This window comes from Lacrimispora sp., from assembly GCF_031982545.1.
In the GTDB taxonomy this organism is placed as follows: domain Bacteria; phylum Bacillota; class Clostridia; order Lachnospirales; family Lachnospiraceae; genus Lacrimispora.
Window position 1 is genome coordinate 52,479 of the sequence record NZ_DALYXB010000010.1, and the last position, 18,727, is coordinate 71,205.

24 protein-coding genes are annotated in these 18,727 nt (G+C 43.1%); 1 reads left to right on the forward strand and 23 read right to left on the reverse strand.

Annotated features, from left to right (window positions below):
- Nucleotides 1–9: 9 nt before the first annotated feature.
- The 3 genes from plsY to ABS301_RS17105 are packed head-to-tail and all read right to left on the reverse strand — an operon-like array spanning nucleotide 10 to nucleotide 3,347.
- Nucleotides 10–654 (reverse strand): glycerol-3-phosphate 1-O-acyltransferase PlsY, encoded by a 645-nt coding sequence (plsY, locus tag ABS301_RS17095; protein WP_349673370.1) that lies wholly within the window; start codon nucleotides 652–654, stop codon nucleotides 10–12.
- 2 nt (nucleotides 655–656) lie between these two features.
- Nucleotides 657–1,985, reverse strand: coding sequence for a ribosome biogenesis GTPase Der (gene der, locus ABS301_RS17100; RefSeq protein ID WP_349673371.1), 1,329 nt, complete (start codon nucleotides 1,983–1,985; stop codon nucleotides 657–659).
- Nucleotides 1,986–1,988: 3 nt separating this feature from the next.
- Complete coding sequence (locus tag ABS301_RS17105) at nucleotides 1,989–3,347, reverse strand: DUF512 domain-containing protein (protein ID WP_349673372.1); 1,359 nt, start codon at nucleotides 3,345–3,347, stop codon at nucleotides 1,989–1,991.
- Nucleotides 3,348–3,550: 203 nt separating this feature from the next.
- On the opposite strand from ABS301_RS17105, the gene ABS301_RS17110 reads away from it, so the two are divergent.
- Nucleotides 3,551–4,729 (forward strand): ribose-phosphate pyrophosphokinase, encoded by a 1,179-nt coding sequence (locus ABS301_RS17110; protein WP_349673373.1) that lies wholly within the window; start codon nucleotides 3,551–3,553, stop codon nucleotides 4,727–4,729.
- Between the two features lie 63 nt (nucleotides 4,730–4,792).
- Here ABS301_RS17110 and pgeF read toward each other — a convergent pair whose 3' ends face one another.
- From pgeF to rsgA, 20 genes are all read right to left on the reverse strand, one after another.
- On the reverse strand, nucleotides 4,793–5,647 hold the full coding sequence (pgeF, locus tag ABS301_RS17115; protein WP_349673374.1) for a peptidoglycan editing factor PgeF: 855 nt from the start codon (nucleotides 5,645–5,647) through the stop codon (nucleotides 4,793–4,795).
- Nucleotides 5,648–5,661: 14 nt separating this feature from the next.
- Entirely contained in the window at nucleotides 5,662–6,003 is a 342-nt protein-coding gene (locus ABS301_RS17120; protein WP_104437494.1) for a YraN family protein, read from the reverse strand.
- The gene (gene rnhB / locus ABS301_RS17125; RefSeq protein WP_349673375.1) at nucleotides 5,996–6,652 is read right to left on the reverse strand and encodes a ribonuclease HII; all 657 of its coding nucleotides are present in this window, start codon (nucleotides 6,650–6,652) and stop codon (nucleotides 5,996–5,998) included. The genes ABS301_RS17120 and rnhB overlap by 8 nt, the downstream gene beginning before the upstream one ends.
- 71 nt (nucleotides 6,653–6,723) lie before the next feature.
- Nucleotides 6,724–7,569, reverse strand: coding sequence for a ribosome biogenesis GTPase YlqF (gene ylqF, locus ABS301_RS17130; RefSeq protein ID WP_349673376.1), 846 nt, complete (start codon nucleotides 7,567–7,569; stop codon nucleotides 6,724–6,726).
- Between the two features lie 9 nt (nucleotides 7,570–7,578).
- On the reverse strand, nucleotides 7,579–8,130 hold the full coding sequence (gene lepB / locus ABS301_RS17135; protein ID WP_349666967.1) for a signal peptidase I: 552 nt from the start codon (nucleotides 8,128–8,130) through the stop codon (nucleotides 7,579–7,581).
- Between the two features lie 62 nt (nucleotides 8,131–8,192).
- Entirely contained in the window at nucleotides 8,193–8,540 is a 348-nt protein-coding gene (rplS, locus tag ABS301_RS17140; protein WP_097004120.1) for a 50S ribosomal protein L19, read from the reverse strand.
- A gap of 139 nt (nucleotides 8,541–8,679) precedes the next feature.
- Nucleotides 8,680–9,426, reverse strand: coding sequence for a tRNA (guanosine(37)-N1)-methyltransferase TrmD (gene trmD / locus ABS301_RS17145; protein WP_349673377.1), 747 nt, complete (start codon nucleotides 9,424–9,426; stop codon nucleotides 8,680–8,682).
- A 21-nt stretch (nucleotides 9,427–9,447) separates the two neighbouring features.
- Nucleotides 9,448–9,957 carry a ribosome maturation factor RimM gene (gene rimM, locus ABS301_RS17150; protein ID WP_349673378.1) on the reverse strand — a complete coding sequence of 170 codons (510 nt, stop codon included), beginning with the start codon at nucleotides 9,955–9,957 and terminating at the stop codon, nucleotides 9,448–9,450.
- A 132-nt stretch (nucleotides 9,958–10,089) separates the two neighbouring features.
- The gene (locus ABS301_RS17155; protein ID WP_104437503.1) at nucleotides 10,090–10,317 is read right to left on the reverse strand and encodes a KH domain-containing protein; all 228 of its coding nucleotides are present in this window, start codon (nucleotides 10,315–10,317) and stop codon (nucleotides 10,090–10,092) included.
- Between the two features lie 15 nt (nucleotides 10,318–10,332).
- A complete protein-coding gene (gene rpsP / locus ABS301_RS17160) occupies nucleotides 10,333–10,575 on the reverse strand; it encodes a 30S ribosomal protein S16 (protein WP_097004116.1) in 243 nt (80 codons plus the stop codon).
- Nucleotides 10,576–10,659: 84 nt separating this feature from the next.
- Nucleotides 10,660–12,015, reverse strand: coding sequence for a signal recognition particle protein (ffh, locus tag ABS301_RS17165; RefSeq protein WP_349673379.1), 1,356 nt, complete (start codon nucleotides 12,013–12,015; stop codon nucleotides 10,660–10,662).
- A gap of 11 nt (nucleotides 12,016–12,026) precedes the next feature.
- Nucleotides 12,027–12,377: a YlxM family DNA-binding protein gene (gene ylxM / locus ABS301_RS17170; RefSeq protein WP_349673380.1), complete on the reverse strand. Its 351-nt coding sequence runs from the start codon at nucleotides 12,375–12,377 to the stop codon at nucleotides 12,027–12,029.
- Between the two features lie 85 nt (nucleotides 12,378–12,462).
- A complete protein-coding gene (locus ABS301_RS17175) occupies nucleotides 12,463–13,128 on the reverse strand; it encodes an alpha/beta fold hydrolase (protein WP_349673381.1) in 666 nt (221 codons plus the stop codon).
- Nucleotides 13,129–13,139: 11 nt separating this feature from the next.
- Nucleotides 13,140–13,505, reverse strand: coding sequence for a VOC family protein (locus tag ABS301_RS17180; RefSeq protein WP_349673382.1), 366 nt, complete (start codon nucleotides 13,503–13,505; stop codon nucleotides 13,140–13,142).
- A 59-nt stretch (nucleotides 13,506–13,564) separates the two neighbouring features.
- A complete protein-coding gene (serS, locus tag ABS301_RS17185; RefSeq protein WP_104437508.1) occupies nucleotides 13,565–14,854 on the reverse strand; it encodes a serine--tRNA ligase in 1,290 nt (429 codons plus the stop codon).
- A 130-nt stretch (nucleotides 14,855–14,984) separates the two neighbouring features.
- Complete coding sequence (locus ABS301_RS17190) at nucleotides 14,985–15,824, reverse strand: pyridoxamine kinase (RefSeq protein WP_349673383.1); 840 nt, start codon at nucleotides 15,822–15,824, stop codon at nucleotides 14,985–14,987.
- Between the two features lie 10 nt (nucleotides 15,825–15,834).
- Nucleotides 15,835–16,422 (reverse strand): ECF transporter S component, encoded by a 588-nt coding sequence (locus ABS301_RS17195; RefSeq protein WP_349673384.1) that lies wholly within the window; start codon nucleotides 16,420–16,422, stop codon nucleotides 15,835–15,837.
- 96 nt (nucleotides 16,423–16,518) lie between these two features.
- Nucleotides 16,519–17,178, reverse strand: coding sequence for a thiamine diphosphokinase (locus tag ABS301_RS17200; RefSeq protein WP_349673385.1), 660 nt, complete (start codon nucleotides 17,176–17,178; stop codon nucleotides 16,519–16,521).
- A complete protein-coding gene (rpe, locus tag ABS301_RS17205) occupies nucleotides 17,175–17,837 on the reverse strand; it encodes a ribulose-phosphate 3-epimerase (RefSeq protein ID WP_349673386.1) in 663 nt (220 codons plus the stop codon). Before rpe ends, ABS301_RS17200 begins: the two co-directional genes overlap by 4 nt.
- Before the next feature lies 1 nt (nucleotide 17,838).
- On the reverse strand, nucleotides 17,839–18,717 hold the full coding sequence (gene rsgA, locus ABS301_RS17210) for a ribosome small subunit-dependent GTPase A (protein ID WP_349673387.1): 879 nt from the start codon (nucleotides 18,715–18,717) through the stop codon (nucleotides 17,839–17,841).
- Nucleotides 18,718–18,727 lie beyond the last annotated feature (10 nt).

Consider the following 18,727-nt stretch of genomic DNA (forward strand, 5'->3'; position numbering starts at 1 on the left):
TGACTCACCTCATTTTGTTTTTCCGGATCCAAAAGATATTTTATTTTCTTTGCCGTGAATCAGTCTGCCGATATTCGCCCGGTGGCGCCAGAACGCCTGACCGCTGATCAAAGCCGCAACTATGTAAAATTCCGGCAAAAGATTCTCACCAATTCCGTATGCGCCCATGGATCCAAATACACACATCCAGATAAGGAATATAGTTGCTACAACCAGTGAACCAAGAGATACGTATCTCGTAATTAATACAATTAATATAAAAGAAGTCAGGCACAGGAGCGTCATTCTTAAATCTGCCGCCATAATAAGACCTGCAGTGGCTGCAATCCCCTTACCACCTTTAAACTGCAGATAAAAGGGATAATTGTGACCCAGAATGACACCAAAACCGGTATACAGAATCAATAGATAAATCATCTCCGGCTGATTCTGAAACACCAGACGGACTGCCAGGCAGGGAAGTAACGACTTTAAAAAATCACCGAAAAACACCACAGCTCCTGCTTTTGGTCCCATAACCCGCAGTGCATTGGTGGTGCCGGAATTTCCGCTTCCGTATTTTCTGATATCAATTTTATGTGTTTTCCCGTAAAAATAACCGGATTGCAACAGTCCGCAAAGGTATCCTGCAATAAGGCAGATCATTCTTTCCATAATTATTGTTCCTTTCCGCTCCGCTCTCTATAAATAAATTTTAAGGATGTTCCCTTAAATCCAAACGCATCCCTGATCTTGTTCTCAAGATATCTTGTGTAGGAGAAGTGGGTGAGTTCTTTATCATTTATAAAGATAACAAAGGTCGGCGGCTTAACGGCTACCTGGGTCATATAATAAAGTCTGAGACGCTTGCCTTTATCAGAAGGCGGCTGCTGAAGAGCAACTGCTTCCGTCATAATTTCGTTTAAAACTCCGGTTGCTACACGAAGAGTCTGATTCTCACGGACCATATCAATTAATTCAAACAATTTACTCATTCTCTGTCCGGTCTTAGCTGAGATAAAGATAAATTCCGCATAAGACATAAAGGAAAGAGTATCTTTAATCTTTTTGGTATATTCATAGATGGTCTTGTCATTTTTCTCAATGGCATCCCATTTGTTTACAGCTACAATAATTCCCTTGCCCCGTTCATGGGCAATTCCTGCGATCTTGGCATCCTGCTCGGTAACGCCCTCTTCTGCGTCAATTACAACTACCACCACATCGGCCCGCTCGACTGCTGTTACGGTACGGATAATGCTGTAACGTTCCAGTTCTTCTTTGATTTTACTCTTTCTTCTCAGTCCTGCCGTGTCAATAAATACGTATTCCGTGCCATTATGGACGATCTCCGTATCTACGGCATCTCTGGTGGTTCCCGCAATATTGGATACGATAACCCGGTTTTCACCCAGAAGCTGATTAATTATAGAAGATTTACCAACATTTGGCTTTCCGACGATGGCAATTCTTGGACGGTCATCGTCTTCCTCTTCTGCCTGAAATGTGCCAAAATGCTTGGCAACCTCATCAAGCAAATCACCTAATCCAAGTCTGGAAGCCGCTGATACCGGAATGGGATCTCCGATTCCCAGATTATAAAATTCATATACATCATTACCGAACTTCTGGAAGCTGTCTACCTTATTCACTGCAAGGACAACCGGCTTTTTGGATTTACGAAGCATATCTGCAACCTTTGAATCCGCATCAACCAGACCCTGGCGTACATCCACAATAAATACGATAACATCTGCTGTAGCAATGGCGATCTCTGCCTGTTCCCTCATCTGGGAAAGAATGATATCGCTACTGTCCGGTTCAATTCCGCCTGTATCAATCAGGGTAAAATTCATATTCAGCCAGGTACAGTCGGCATAAATACGGTCTCTGGTCACTCCCGGTGTATCCTTTACAATGGAAATGGTCTCACCGGCTAAAACATTAAACAGCGTAGACTTTCCCACATTCGGGCGGCCTACGATGGCTACTACTGGTTTACTCATATATTATATCTCCTTTAATTCATATCCGTCATAAGAAGGTTTTTTATTATTTACGCATCCTAAAACAGCGTTAACGAAATCCTGACCGCTTGATTTTACAATATCTACCTGTACTTGTAAAGCATTTTGTACATCCTGACGAGTCAGATCATCAAGAAATACCTCTTCTCCGCTGCGAAACATACACTCAGGAAGGAGAAGTCTCTTCCCAAGAGGTTTTCCCTTCAGCTGGGCGATTAAATCCTGGGCTGTAACTAAACCCGCAACGGTAATCTGCTCACCAAAGAAATGATTGATGATGGGGTAGACATGAATGGTCCGTCCCGGGAACTTATCACAAACCAGTCTTGCATGCTGCTCAATAAATGGGGCTGCAAGGGTTCCTGTGGCAATGGAAAGCTCCTCTGCGGCATCAGCGCCCCCTTCTTCTTTCAGGGCATCTCTCACCTCAGTCTCTAAAAGCCGCAGCATACCCACGCCGTTTTCCAGCTGAATATAGCCATCATATCTTGTTTCCTCCGGCATAGTTCTCTCAGCCAAAATGTAAAACTCATCACTGGCATGAATAAAATGGCAGCCATGTTCTTTAAAAAGCTTCTTCTGCCATCGTTCCACGATTTCTAAAACGGATAGGGCATCCTCTTTCTCAATGGGGCTTAATGGAAACAGGCCGTCTCTGAATCTGGATACGCCTACCGGCACAATGGAGACACTTTCCATGTAAGGCAGATACTTTGATAAATCACTTATGGTTCGTTCCAGTTCTTCTTTGTCGTTCACCCCTTTGCAAAGCACAATCTGCCCATTCATGGATACTCCTGCCTCATACAGCCGGTCAATCTTTGAAAGGGCTTCTCCTGCAAACCGGTTATGAAGCATCCTGCATCTTAACTCGGGGTTTGTGGTGTGTACCGATATATTAATAGGTGCCAGTTTAAACTCTATGATTCGCGCAATATCGTGTTCACTCATGTTGGTTAACGTGACATAGTTTCCCTGTAAGAATGAAAGCCTGGAATCGTCGTCTTTGAAATAAAGGGTATCCCTCATTCCAGGAGGCATCTGGTCAATAAAGCAGAAAATGCAGTTATTCCTGCAGGTACGGTACTCACTCATCAGACCATTCTCGAAAGTAAGTCCTAAATCTTCATATTGGTTCTCTATTTCTAATTCCCACTCTTCCCCGTTTTTCTTCCTTACGGTCATAAGAATGGATTCACTGTTTACGTAATACTCATAATCGAAGATGTCTTCCAGTTCATGTCCGTCGATGGAAAGAACCTCATCTCCTGGTTCCAGTTCCAGTTCTTCTGCAATAGAACCGGTGTCTACAGCTTTAATAACATGTCCTCTTTTGCTCATTTCTATATTTACCTTTCTGCAGCTATCTTTTATATCATAACAAGATTGTCACTCTTTGTAAAGGAAGCGTTTTTTGTTTTTTTCACTGAAATACAGGAAAGACTATTGACGCATTCTGTCATTCAATGGTATAAAAAGATGTAAGATTATAAAACAGGCAGTCTTACGACTGGCTGTTCATTTATTATGGAGGAATCTTTGTCATGGCAAATGATTATGTATTTAACGACCAGCTACCTGTTGCTCCCCTAAAGATCGCAGCGCTGGAAAGCTGCGGGGAACTGGCCAGGAAGGTAAATGACCATATTGTCGGTTTTCGCAGGAACGATATCGAGGAATTAAAGCGCCGTGAGGCAGATCTTCATTACCGCGGTTACGATATCGACTCATATCTTCTAAGCTGCGAGTGTCCTCGCTTTGGAAGCGGCGAAGCGAAAGGAATCGTCAAGGAATCCGTCCGGGGTACTGATGTTTTCGCGATGGTAGATGTAACTAATTACAGCATATCCTATACAGTGAACGGATATACAAACCACATGTCTCCTGACGATCATTTTCAGGATTTAAAGCGTATTCTCGGTGCGAGTACAGCTACCGCCCACAGGGTCAACGTAATTATGCCATTTCTATATGAAAGCCGCCAGCATAAGAGAACGAAACGTGAATCCCTTGACTGTGCTATGGCATTAGAAGAACTGGTGAATATGGGAGTAAGCAATATTATTACTTTTGATGCCCATGACCCCAGAGTGCAGAATGCCATCCCATTAAGCGGCTTTGACAATTTCATGCCGACCTACCAGTTTACAAAAGCAGTATTAAGACAATACCCTGATTTAAAGATTGACAAAGAACACATGATGGTTATCAGCCCTGATGAAGGTGCCATGGACCGTGCCGTATACCTTGCCAACAACTTAAGCGTGGATATGGGTATGTTCTACAAGCGAAGAGATTATTCCAAGATTGTAGGCGGACGCAACCCCATCGTAGCCCATGAGTTCCTTGGTGCTTCCGTAGAGGGAAAAACAGTGCTGATCGTAGATGATATGATTTCATCGGGAGAAAGCATGTTAGATACCGCCAGGGAATTAAAAGAGCGTAAAGCAGACAAGGTCATTGTATGCTGCACCTTTGGCCTGTTTACCAATGGTCTTGATAAGTTTGATGACTTTTACAGAAAAGGATACATCGACAGAGTTGTGACCACAAACTTAAATTACCGTCCCAATGAGCTGTTTAACAGAGAGTGGTATGTTGAAGCCGACATCAGCAAGTATATCGCCGCAATTGTAAATTCCTTAAACCACGATGTATCTATTAGTACAGCATTATCCTCAACGGATAAGATTCAGCAGCTGCTGAAAAAATACAAAGCATAAGCCAGTTGCTTTATGGAATAGAAATCCGGAAGAATCCAAATGTTCTTCCGGATTTTTATATCTCTATTCTTTTAAACTCAGGAATGCTGCCAGATTGCCTCTTTCATTTCCGCAGGTACGGTGGGAAAACAGATAATCCGAATTGCAGTGGGTGCAGATATCGGTTGTCTGTATGTTTTCCAGTTTCACCCCGGCCTCTTTTAACAGGATCTCATTGGCCTTCCACAAATCCAGCATGAACTTGCCATTGTCTTTTTTTCTAAGAATCTGATTCCAGTTCTCTTTTGCAAATGCCTTTTTAAATTCCAGGGCAACCTCTTCCCCCACCTCATAACAGTCCCCGCAGATACTTGGGCCAATACAGACAAGTAAATCCTCTGCTCTGGTTCCATAAGCTTCTTTCATTTTATCAATCGTCACTGCCCCCATACGGCTTACAGTACCTCTCCAGCCCGAATGGCTGAGCCCGATGGCTTTGTGTACAGGATCCAGAAAATATAACGGAACACAGTCTGCAAAAAAAGTGACCAGAGTAATGCCCGGGACATTGGTAATAAGTCCGTCTGTATCTTTATAATCTCTTTCCTTTACAATTCCCTTGCCAGCATCCTCCTCCGTAACAAGGCGGACATTGGTGGTATGGGTCTGATAAGACAAAACCATCCGATTTTCATCCACCCCAAGTACAGCAGCCATTCTCCTGTAATTCTCCATTACGTGATCCGGATTGTCTCCTCTTGTAAATGTAAAATTAAGGGTTGCAAATTTGCCCTGACTGACTCCCCCAAGCTTTGTAGAAAATCCCTGGATCACCATACCTGTCTTTTCCAACATAGGAAAGGATAAATAAGGCACCGGATCTGACTTGATATAATTCATTCCCGGTTTTATATTTTTACGCGTCCATATAACGCTCATTCCAGCACCTCCCTTTAAAATGCATCCGAAATCAATCGGATTTCCTGACCTAAGATGGCCACTACATCAAATCTGCAAGGGACAGATTCCCCTAACCGGTTCCTGTATAGATACCGTCTCGCTGTGTTCCTGATTTTCAGCTGTTTTCTGGCATCAACCGCTTCAGCAGGGTCTCCCATGTTTGCATTTTCCCGGTATTTCACCTCGACAAAAACATAATAGCTTCCATCTTTCGCTATTAAATCAATTTCTCCTGACCGATCCCGGTAATTCCGCTCCAGAATCTCATAGCCGGCATGCTGTAAATAATCCGCAGCGATCTCTTCAAACCTGGATCCGGTCTCTCTCTTATTCACACTTCTCCCCAGACACGAAATTCTTAATAAAACTCCGTCTGTGTATGGGGCAGGGGCCAAACTCCTTCAATGCCGCGATATGGGCTCCTGTGCCATATCCCTTATGCTTTGCGAAACCATACCGAGGAAAAAGTTTATCATACTCTTCCATCATATGATCTCTGGTTACTTTTGCCATAATACTGGCAGCTGCGATTGACACGCTTTTTCCATCCCCTTTCACAATGGGAATCTGGGGAATGTTAAGACCTGGAATGGTCACCGCATCATTTAATAAGACCTCTGGCAGCATTCCCAGTTTAGATACTGCTGTTCTCATGGCTTCATAAGTTGCCTGCAAAATATTAATCTCATCAATCCGGGCCGGACCTGCCACACCAATCCCGATTGCCAGTGCTTTTTCCTGTATCTCTTCAAACAAAGCCTCTCTGCGTTTTTCAGACAGCTTTTTTGAATCGTTTAAAAAAAGGATTTCACAATCCCTGGGCAATATAACCGCTCCTGCAACCACAGGTCCGGCTAAAGGCCCTCTTCCGGCTTCATCAATTCCGCAAACCAGTACATGAGCCTCATATTCCCGTTCAAATTCATTCATCACTTCCAAACGTTTTAGTTCTTCTAACCGTTTCTCTTCCGTTAATTTTCTCATCTTATTCTCTCCAGTGATTTCATTAAAAACATGGACCTGCTCTGAAAATGAGCCGGCCCATTGATGTATTCTTATGATTGCTGCGGAGTCTCAAGAGTGAGACGTCCTAATTTACCGCTTCTGAAATCCTCAATCAGCAGATTGGATGCCCGGTTTAAATCCAGTTCTCCGCCTCTTGCAAGACAAGATCTGGCTCTGGCGATCTGCATCAGGCCCTCTAAGGGATCTTCCGCAGACAGGGCATAACGCTCCGACAATACCTGAGGATAGGAGTTCTTTAAAAAACGGATCAGTTCCATGGCAAGCTCTTCTTTATTTAAGATTTCATCATTGATGGAGCCAATGAGAGCGAGACGGATTCCCACCTGCTGATCTTCAAACCTTGGCCACAAGATTCCGGGCGTATCAAGAAGTTCCAGGCTTTTGTTCAGCCGGATCCATTGATTTCCCTTTGTGACACCTGGTTTATTCCCTGTTTTTGCGCAGGCCTTTCCGGCAAAGGAATTGATAAATGTGGATTTTCCCACATTAGGGATTCCCACTACCATGGCACGTACCGGTCGGTTTAAAATTCCCCTTCTCCGGTCCCGTTCAATCTTTTCCTTACAGGCTTCCAGAACAACACCATTGATTGATTTTAAGCCTGCACCGCTTTTTGAATTCACTTTTACAACATGGCAGCCTTTTTCTTCAAAATAAGACGCCCATGCATTGTTACACCGTTCATCTGCAAGATCCGATTTATTCAGCAGTACCAGACGGGCTTTTCCCGCACCCAGATCATCGATGTCCGGATTCCGGCTGCTTAAAGGTACTCTTGCATCTACCAGTTCGATAATCAAATCAATTAATTTGATATCTTCTTTCATTGCCCTTTTGGCTTTGGTCATATGACCTGGATACCATTGTATATTCATAACATTCCTCTATTTCGAACGAATTAATTCCAACTTTACAAGGGGCAGCATGCGTAACCATATTTTTCCTTTAATCTGACTGCCGCTTACATTCCCGATATTGGAAAAACGGCTGTCTTCACTACTGTCCCGATTATCTCCTAATAAAAAATATTCTTCTTCCCCCAGCTTCATTGGCTTTTCAGCCAGCCCCGCCAGGGATATCCGGCCAAGTCCTGCCGGTTCTTCTAACTTTTCGCCATTGATATAGATCTCATCGTTCTTAATCTGCACCGTTTCTCCAGGCAGTCCAACGATACGCTTTACATTCATCTTCTGGTCTTCTCTTTGAAACACAACCACATCAAACCGGTCCGGCTTACCGAAATCATAGGACAGACGATCCATTAAAACAACATCGCCGGACGCAAAAAGGGGGAGCATAGAATGTCCCGCAACAACGATCTGAGTTCCATAAGCATAGACCAGAAACAATGCAAATGCAATCACTACAACGATGTCAACTATCCAGTTGACAAAATGGCGGAGCCTGTTATTATCTTCACTATGATAAAAATCCATTATGATACCCCACCTACTAAAGAAAGGGACAATTTACATTGTCCCTCTCAAATGTTCCGGAATTATTTAACCAGTTCTTTGACCTTAGCAGCCTTACCAACTCTGTCTCTTAAGTAATTCAGTTTTGCTCTTCTTACTTTACCCTTTCTTACAACTTCAACGTTGTCTACGGAAGGGGAATGTAATGGCCAGGTTTTCTCTACGCCGATACCGTTAGAATTCTTTCTTACAGTAAAGGTTTCTCTGGCTCCGCCGTTCTGTCTCTTGATAACGGTTCCTTCGAAAATCTGGATTCTTTCGCGGGTTCCCTCTTTGATCTTGTTGTATACTTTTACAGTATCACCAACGTGGAAAACCGGTACGGTCTGCTTTAACTGAGCTGCTTCAATATTCTTAATAATTTCGTTCATTGTGTGAACCTCCTTGATTTTTATTTGATGTTCTTAATACTTCATACTGGAATCCGTAACAGAGGACCATCGCCTTTTCATCACAACATTTTGTATTTTAACATAAAGGATTGTCGAATGCAACCTTTTTTAATTATTATTATTCCCAGTTTTCCTGCTCTTTTACAAGCTTATTTAAAAATTCAACTTCTTTTTTTGACAGTACCGCTTCTTTTAAAAGATCCGGTCTCCTCTCCAGAGTCCGCTTAATAGATTGCTCCCGTCTCCAGATATCAATGTTTTTATGGTGTCCGGACAACAAAACCTCCGGAACCTTTAATCCCCTGTACTCCTCTGGTCTGGTATACTGGGGGTACTCAAGCAGATTGTCATGAAAGGATTCAAATTCGGCAGATGTCTCATTCTTCAATACGCCTGGTATTAAACGGGAGATGCAGTCAATCATCACCATGGCAGGAAGTTCCCCGCCAGTCAGTACATAATCCCCGATGGAAAGGAAATCCGTTGCCACAAGATTTAATGCCCTCTCATCAATTCCCTCATAGTGGCCGCACAGAAAAACCAGATCCTCTTCTTTGGCCAGTTCCCCTGCAATCGTCTGATTGAATACGGTTCCCTGGGGAGTCATGTAAATCACACGGGGTTTCTTGCCAATCTTTTTACATAGATCATCGTAGGCTTCGCATATAGGCATGGGCTGCATCACCATACCGGCACCGCCCCCATATGGATAATCATCCACACTGTGGTGCTTATCTGCAGAATAGTCTCTGATATCAATTGCTTCTATGGATAACAGACCTTTTTCTGCAGCTCTGCCGATAATGCTGGTATTCAGACCGTTTAAGACCATATCAGGAAACAGCGTCAATATATGATAATTCATTTTTTATTTCTACCCCTATCCTTAGTCCAGAAGCCCGTCCATCATATGAACCGTTACAACTTTCTTCTCCAGATCCACATTCAGAACGCATTCTTTAATTGCAGGCAGCAAAACCTCTCTGCCATCCGTCATCTTGACCTCATAGACATCATTGGCTCCTGTCTTAATTACATCGGTCAATGTCCCCAGCTCTTCCCCATCGTCTTTTACCACCGAAAGACCGATAAGGTCAAAAATAAAGTTCTCATCAGGGCCCAGTTTTACTGCCAGATCTCTTGTGATTAAAAGATCCTTACCCTTGTATTTTTCAATTTCCTCAATGGAATCATATCCTTTAAACTTCAGGATCACCATGTTTTTAAAGAATTTTACTCCCTCAATTTCCAAATCAATCTGTTCCCGGCCTGTGTCGAGAATCACTTTCTTTAACTGTTTAAAACGGGCGGAATCATCCGTTGTTGGAAACACCTTTACTTCTCCCTTTACCCCATGGGTGGAAGAAATCACTCCGACTCTCAGTAAATTATCCATTTGTCTCTCCATATCATATAAAAGAAACCGGATATTACTATCCGGCTTAATTCTGGACGTTGCTTCGTAAACCATTGGTTTTTGAAAGCAAAAGAAGACCGTCTTCCCGACAGGTCGGCGGTCTTTTAAAAGTTACTGTATCTCAACAGTAACTTTTTTATCTTCTTTGGAAGCTGCTGCTTTTACAACAGAGCGGATGGCTTTCGCTATTCTGCCCTGTTTGCCAATTACCTTACCCATATCGGAAGGTTCTACCGTAAGTTCAAGGACGATTTCATCGTCTTTTACAGTCTCCGTAACAGCAACATGATCTGGATTATCAACCAGTGCTCTTGCAATTACTTCTACTAATTCCTTCATATGCTTCACCTCTCACTACTGGATACCGGCGATCTTTAAAAGCTTGCTTACAACTTCTGTTGGCTGAGCACCTGTTGCTAACCACTTTTTAGCGTTCTCTTCGTTAAACTTGATTACGCTTGGTTCTGTGGTAGGATCATAGTATCCAATCTCTTCGATGAATCTGCCATCTCTGGGAGATCTGGAATCTGCAACTACAATTCTATAGAAAGGAGCCTTTTTCTGACCCATTCTTTTTAATCTCATTTTTACTGCCATGTTCTAATTCACCTCCTTAAATCTTAAATTGTAAAACATATATATAGCGACGCAGGAATCTGCCTTGCTAACATCAAAGTAATATTAAAACGGTAATTTCAGTTTTCCAAGGAGTCCTGCTCCACCGCGGCGTTTTCCTCCGCCAAGCATTCCAGGCAGCTGTTTCATCATCTTCTTCATCTGATCAAACTGCTTAACAATCCGGTTCACTTCACTGATATCAACCCCTGCACCCTTTGCTACCCGCTGTTTTCTCGATGCGTTCTTCATTAAGTCGGGATTAGTCCGTTCTTTGTTCGTCATGGAAAGGATAATCGCTTCCACCCGGTCCATGGCCTTTTCATCAATATCCATATCCTTCATCTGTCCCATGCCAGGCATCATACTCATAATGCTTGCCATACCGCCCATGTTTTTCACCTGGGTCATCTGCTCCAAAAAGTCATTGTAATCAAATTCTGCTTTTTTAAGCTTCTGGGAAAGTTCTCTGGCTTTTTCTTCATCTACCTGGGTTTCTGCCTTTTCAATCAGAGAAAGGATATCTCCCATGCCTAAAATTCGGGAAGCCATACGGTCCGGATAAAACTGCTCCAAATCGGACAGTTTTTCACCCATACCAACATAAAGAACCGGCTTACCGGTAACAGCACGGATGGATAATGCGGAACCGCCTCTTGTATCGCCATCTAACTTTGTTATGATGACACCGTCAATTCCAATCTTATCATGGAACATACCGGCCACATTCACGGCATCCTGTCCTGTCATGGCATCAACAACCAGAATTGTCTGATGAACTTCAACGCTTTCTTTTATTTCAATCAGCTCATTCATCATGTCTTCATCAATATGAAGACGGCCTGCTGTATCAAGAATCACAACATTCTGGCCATTCTTTGCTGCATAAGCCATCGCAGCCTTGGCAATATCAGCCGGCTTCTGGTTTTCTCCCATGGAAAATACGGGAACGCCCTGTTTTTCACCGTTGATCTGCAGCTGTTTGATCGCTGCGGGACGATAAATGTCACAGGCAACCAAAAGTGGATTTCTTCCTTTTGCCTTTAACTTACCGGCAATCTTGGCTGTAGTCGTTGTCTTACCTGCACCCTGCAAACCAGCCATCAAAATGACTGTAATCTCACTTGCGGGCTTCAGTTCTATTTCCGTTGTTTCAGAACCCATAAGTTTCACAAGTTCTTCATTTACAATCTTTATAACCATCTGGCCGGGAGTAAGGCTGTTCTGGACATCCTGTCCAATGGCTCTCTCCTGCACAGCATTGATAAACTGTTTTACAACCTTAAAGTTAACATCTGCTTCCAAAAGAGCCATCTTAACTTCTTTTAAGGCTGTCTTTACATCTGCTTCGGACAAACGTCCTTTGCCTCTTAAATTCTTAAATACATTCTGTAACTTATCGGATAAGCTCTCAAAAGCCATCTAACGCCCTCCTAATGAGCTTCCAGCTCGATGATTTCGCCCGATATCTCTTCGATGCGATGGATCAGACTCATATCCTTTGTATCGGCAAACTGTGCCGTTAAATTCCGGATTTCTCTTGCCAGTCCCTTGGTTTTTTCGAATTTTTCTACCAGATGAAGCTTTTCTTCATAGCCCTCTAATATCTTATCACATCGCTTTAAAAGATCATGAACGCCCTGACGGCTGATTCCCTGTTCCTGCGCAATCTCACTGAGGGATAAATCGTATAATACCACATCTTCATAGATGTTTCTTTGATGCTCTGTCAGCAGAGCTCCGTAGAAATCATACAAAAGTCCCTGTCTTGCAATCTTCTCCATATCATCACCTGTGATATCATACAATACTTTTTTTAAGGTGTCAAGTGTTTTTTCTTTACACCCTCAAAAACAATCAGGTTTCCGCTTACTCCCGGTTCATTATAAATTTTTTCATACAATAATAAAGCTTTCTGCTGTGAATTACATAACTTCCATGGGTTTCCCCCGGCAGAATCCTTAAAAAACTGGTTTTAATCTTTGATGCCAGATACTCCGTATGAGATGGAAGTACCATATCTCTTTCACCAGCCAGTATGAGAGTTGGAATGGATATCTGTTCCAGTTCCTTACCAGAGAGCTGTGGTTCGTTTAACATCATAAACACCTTGGGATCACGAAACAAAAGCCCAAGAAGTCCAAACAGAATCAGCCATCTGCGTTTCATCCCTTCCGGATACGCGTTAGCACCGCAAATCACCATTCTGGAAAAGAGCCGGGGATACGTTACAGCTGCCACAAGCCCGATGATTCCTCCGTCGCTGAATCCACAGTAAATGGGACGGTCCAGTTCTAAAAGCCGAATGAACTCCGCCACATCCTTTGCCATTTTATCATAACTGATATTCTCTTTTCCGGAGCTTTTTCCATGTCCTCTGGAGTCCAGGGCATATACTGTATAATCATTAACCAGCAGGTCTGCGGTCTCCTTAAAGATCCTGTGGTCTTCCCCGTTTCCATGGACCAGAATCACAGCCGGTCCTCTGCCCGATACCTCATAATGAAGCCGGATCCCGTTTACTGTTATAAACACCTGATTTCTCCTTATTTAGCGGGAACTATTTCCAGCCAGTACCCGTCCGGATCACTGATAAAATAAATTCCCATTCCTGGATTCTCGAAACAGATTACGCCCATTTCCTTATGCTTTTTATAGCACGCTTCATATTCATCGGTATGAAAGGCGAGATGAAATTCACATTCGCCAAGATTATAAGGTTCCGTACGTTCCGTTAAATAAGTCAGTTCCAGTGTGAAATCAGTTTTTCCATCTCCCAAATAAACCAGCCGGAAGGACCCATCCGCTGCCGTCTTCTCCCGTACCGGAAAGAGACCAAGGGCATCTTTATAAAATTTCAGACTTTTTTCCAGATCAAGTACATTAAAATTGAAGTGATTGAAGGTAATCATGACGGTTCTCTCCTTTTCAAAAAGAGTCCGACCTTTTAAAAAGCCGGACTTAAACGTTATTACTTCTTGGGTACAAGTGCTTTCATACCGCCCATATATGGCTGTAATGCCTCAGGAATCTTCACAGTTCCATCTGCCTGTAAGTTATTCTCCAGGAAAGCAATGAGCATTCTGGGTGGAGCCACAACCGTATTATTCAGTGTGTGGGCAAAATATTTCTGACCATCTTCACCAGATACACGGATCTTTAATCTTCTTGCCTGTGCATCTCCTAAATTAGAACAGCTTCCAACTTCAAAATATTTCTTCTGTCTTGGAGACCAGGCCTCTACGTCTACAGATTTTACCTTTAAATCGGCAAGATCACCGGAACAGCATTCCAAGGTTCTTACCGGGATATCCAGAGTTCTGAATAAATCAACGGTGTTCTGCCACAGTTTCTCATACCAGTCCATGCTCTCTTCCGGTTTGCAGACAACAATCATCTCCTGCTTCTCAAACTGATGAATACGGTAAACACCGCGCTCCTCCAGTCCATGAGCTCCCTTTTCTTTTCTAAAGCATGGAGAATAGCTGGTAAGTGTCTGAGGAAGCTTTGATTCAGGAAGGATGGTATCAATAAATTTTCCGATCATGGAATGCTCACTGGTGCCGATTAAATACAGATCCTCTCCTTCTATTTTATACATCATGGCATCCATTTCAGCAAAACTCATTACTCCGGTCACTACTTCACTGCGGATCATAAAAGGAGGGATGCAGTAAGTAAAGCCCCGGTCAATCATAAAATCTCTTGCATAGGAAATAACAGAGGAGTGAAGTCTTGCAATATCACCCATCAGATAATAGAAACCATTGCCTGCAACCTTTCTTGCACTGTCAAGGTCAATACCGTCAAAGCTTTCCATTATTTCTGCATGGTATGGGATATCAAACTCCGGCACTACAGGCTCACCGTAGCGCTGCACTTCCACGTTCTCGCTGTCATCCTTACCAATCGGAACACTGGGATCTATAATATTTGGAATAGTCATCATGATCTTTTTGATCTTTTCATCCAGTTCACTTTCTTTCTTCTCCAGTTCAGCCAGATGGTCGGAAGCATCGGTTACCAACCGCTTCAGCTCTTCTGCTTCTTCTTTCTTTCCCTGTCCCATCAAGGCACCGATCTGTTTGGAAAGTTTGTTGCGTTCCGCTCTTAAAGCATCTCCTTCCTGCTTTGCTGCGCGGTTTTGCTCGTCCAGTTCGATGACTTCATCTACCAGCACAAGCTTGCTGTCCTGAAATTTATTTTTGATGTTCTGCTTTACAATTTCAGGATTTTCTCTTACAAACTTTAAATCTAACATGGTATTCCTCCTGGTTTTTCCTCAATATTTTCTGCGAATCTAATCCGCATAATAATCTGCCGTTGATTATACTACAAAAAAAGGGCAAAGAAAAGCCCTTTTCCTAAAATTCCCCATCTCTCTTCCGATTTTACTGACGAATAAGCAAAGACAGGATCTCTTCAAAACAAACACCATTCTCTATGGGTACGTTGAGCTCATCCGAAACCAGTATACTCTGTTTTACAAAATGGGCTGCTTTTTTTACATTTTCCGGCAAAGGCACACCTTTGACAGCCTGGGCTGCTATGATACTGGCAAATACATCTCCGGTACCAGGTCTGTCGTTACCAGCTTTTAAAGACTTAAGATACTTTACCTCTAAGCCCTTTTCCGCCACCACATTGGTGACAAAAGTTCCTTCCCTCACTCCTGTAATGACTGCCGAGCCAGGGCCCATGCTTATTATTTCCTGTGCCATATCAGCCAGCTCTTTTCTGGTCCAGCCAGTCTGACGGTACTGCCTTCCGGTAAGAATACAGGCTTCCGTCAGGTTTGGAGTTACAATATCACCAGATTCCACCAGGGTTCTCATGCGGCTGCACATCTCCTTTGTATAGGTCTGGTAGGCCTTCCCGTTATCTCCCATAATGGGATCAATGATAACCTTGGTTTTTTCTGTTTTAAAATTCCGGATCATATCGGTAACGATATCGATCTGAGCCTCGGAACCTAAAAATCCAGTAAAAATGCCATCAAAATCCAGATTCAGTTTTTTCCACTGCTCCAGATACAAAGGCATCTTATCGGTATAATCATCGAAAAAGCAGGTTGGAAAACCGGTGTGATTGGATAATATGGAAGTTGGAACCGGACAGCACTGCACCTTTAATGCAGATATAACTGGCATGGCCACTGTTAAGGAGCAGCGGCCATAACCTGAAAGGTCATGAATTGCAGCTATTTTTTTCTGTTTACTTTCTTTTGTCATACGAATGCTCCTAAGATATTCTGGAAAATAATCCTGACCGCACCAAAGCATTTCTAAGGGGCATATAAATCAGAACAGATACAATCCCCGAAGTTACCGCATTGATGGAAGTGGAAGCAACGTTGTAAACCAGAGCTAAGTCTGCTGCCGGTTTTCCAAGAATAAGAAGCTTGTAAAAATATCCCACCACAGGGTCAAAAATCACATTAAATAAAAGTCCGGCGGCTGCCGCCAGTATGGTCCACTTAAAGATATGCCTGCTGTTATTGGATTCATTGATCTTTCCAATCCTATGGGCAACCAATCCTGTAATCAGTCCGATGCATAATTTTAAAATAAATGTCTTTGGAGCGTAAATGATATAAACCGGATCGAATAAATCACCGATGGTCATCCCAATGGCACCGCCAAGACCGCCATATAACCCCCCAAGAAGCAGTGCACCAAGTACACAGACCGCATTGCCTAAGTGAATGGAAGTGGCGTCTCCTCCTGGTAGTGTTATTTTAAACTGAAGAAATGTGAAAACCACATAAGACATGGCTGCAAAAAGCCCGGTCAGTGAAACTTTGTGAATGGTCTTATTTGTTTGATTCATGAATAATTCCTCCCTTGCTGCTTTTATTGCACTTAATCTTAGCACGCAAGTGGAATGATATAAATATCCAGTTTTGACTTATTAAACCATACCAGTCTAATCGTGGGACTCCACGCAGATCAGTACACCGGAATCAAATTCAATGGAACCGGACTCTCCTGTCAGTTCATTGCTGATGCAAAGGCTTGTCCCTATGGAAATATCTTTTTTCGTAAGAGGATATTTAAATCCTGTAAGAGTGATCCCTTTTACTTCCATACTCAGCGGAAGAAAGGAAATATAAGTCCCCCGCATCTTTTCCGCTTCAAATACTCTTCCTTTATCTAAGACAGTAATCCAGTTTTTAGGATCTACGATGGAAGCATCCACACCCTGCTTTAAACAGAAATAAAGCAAATGAAGATTGCCCATAAAGTGATCGAGCCTGCCTCCGGTTGCTCCCAGAAGCACAATCTTCTTACACCCTAACTTCATAGCAGTAGAAATGGCCAGTTCTGTATCTGTCTCATCCTTTTCCGGCTTGTGTATATCCCATGTGATCTCACTTAAAAAGCTCTGGTATTGGGAAAGAACCGATTCCTCCACGGTATCAAAATCACCCACTACTGCATCCGGCTTTAAATTAAGCTGTGACAGGGCTGCAAGACCTCCATCAACTGCAATGATCTGATCAAAGGTTTGATCTGCCAGAAAAGTCCTGGCAAAATCAAAATCTATGGTTCCTCCCGTGACGATTAATCCAGTACGTTCTTTCACCTTTCATATTCCTCAAAAATATCCAAAAATTTTCTGGTATTGGCTGCTGCGTCACCTTTAAATACAGCAGATCCTGCTACAAAAACATTGGCACCTGCTTCAATGAGATCTCTCACATTATCGCAGGTAACACCACCATCAACTTCAATATCAATATCCAGTCCACGCTGTTTTATCATCGTGCGCAGATCCCTTACCTTTTCCAATGTGTACGGTATAAATTTCTGTCCGCCGAATCCGGGATTCACGGTCATAATCAGCACCATATCCAGTTCTGGCAAAATACAGTCAAGGACAGACAGTGGGGTGGCAGGATTTAACGCAACCCCCGCTTTTAGTCCGGCTTCCTTAATCTGGTTAACCGTCCTGTCTAAATGCCTGCATGCCTCCGCGTGAACGCAGATTAAATCTGCACCGGCCGCTTTGATATCTGAAATATATCGTCCCGGCTCCTCTACCATCATATGAACATCAAATATACGGTCTGTGCAGCTTCTAAGGCTGGCAATTACCGGCATTCCAAATGAAATGCTGGGTACAAACGCTCCATCCATTACATCGAGATGAATATACCGGGCTCCCGCATTTGCAGTATCGGTCACCTGTTGTCCAAGATTTTTAAAGTCTGCCGCTAAGATTGAGGGGGCAAGTATAAGCATGTTAGTATCTCCTTTTTTCTTTCAGTTCCTCATACAGAAGCCGGTAATTATCATAACGGCTCTGACTGATTTTTCCTTCTGTGACGGCATCTTTTACGCCGCAGACTTTCTCGCCAATGTGCACACAGCCCAAAAATCGGCAGTCTGGCTCATAGGGTTCAAATTCAGGAAAATATTCCTTTAACCGGCCACACTCCATGTCCTCTAAATACATGGAGCTAAAACCGGGTGTATCCATCATGTAGGTCTGGTTGCCAATTCCAAATAACTCCGAGTGTCTGGTGGTATGTTTCCCCCTCTGGATCTTTTCACTGATCCGTGCAGTTTCCATCTCTGCTTCGGGATAAAGCAGATTGGTCAGGGACGACTTACCAACACCGGATGGTCCAGCCAGAACCGTGGTTTTTCCTGCAAGAATATCTCTCACAAAGCCAATCCCTTTATTCTCATAAATGCTTGTAAAATAAACGGGATAACCGGCTGCCCCATACATCTTACGCAGATCTGCCATTTTTTCATGTTCTGATAAATCAATTTTATTAAAGCAGATATGAACGGGCACATCCTGAGATTCCATCATTACCAGAAAACGATCCAGCAGATTGAAATTAGGTTCCGGGTGAGTAATGGAAAACACAACCAGCGCCTGATCCACATTGGCAACGGCAGGGCGCACCAGGGCATTTTTTCTGGGCAGAATCTCTTCAATGTTTCCTTTCCGCTCTGCTTCATCAAGAACGGTAATCTCCACATCATCTCCTACAAGAGGTTTTACATTTCTGTTCCGGAATATTCCCTTGGCCTTACATTCGTAAAGAATCCCTTCCTTACTGTGGACATAATAAAATCCTGCAATCCCTTTTAATATTTTTCCTGTCATATACGCTTCC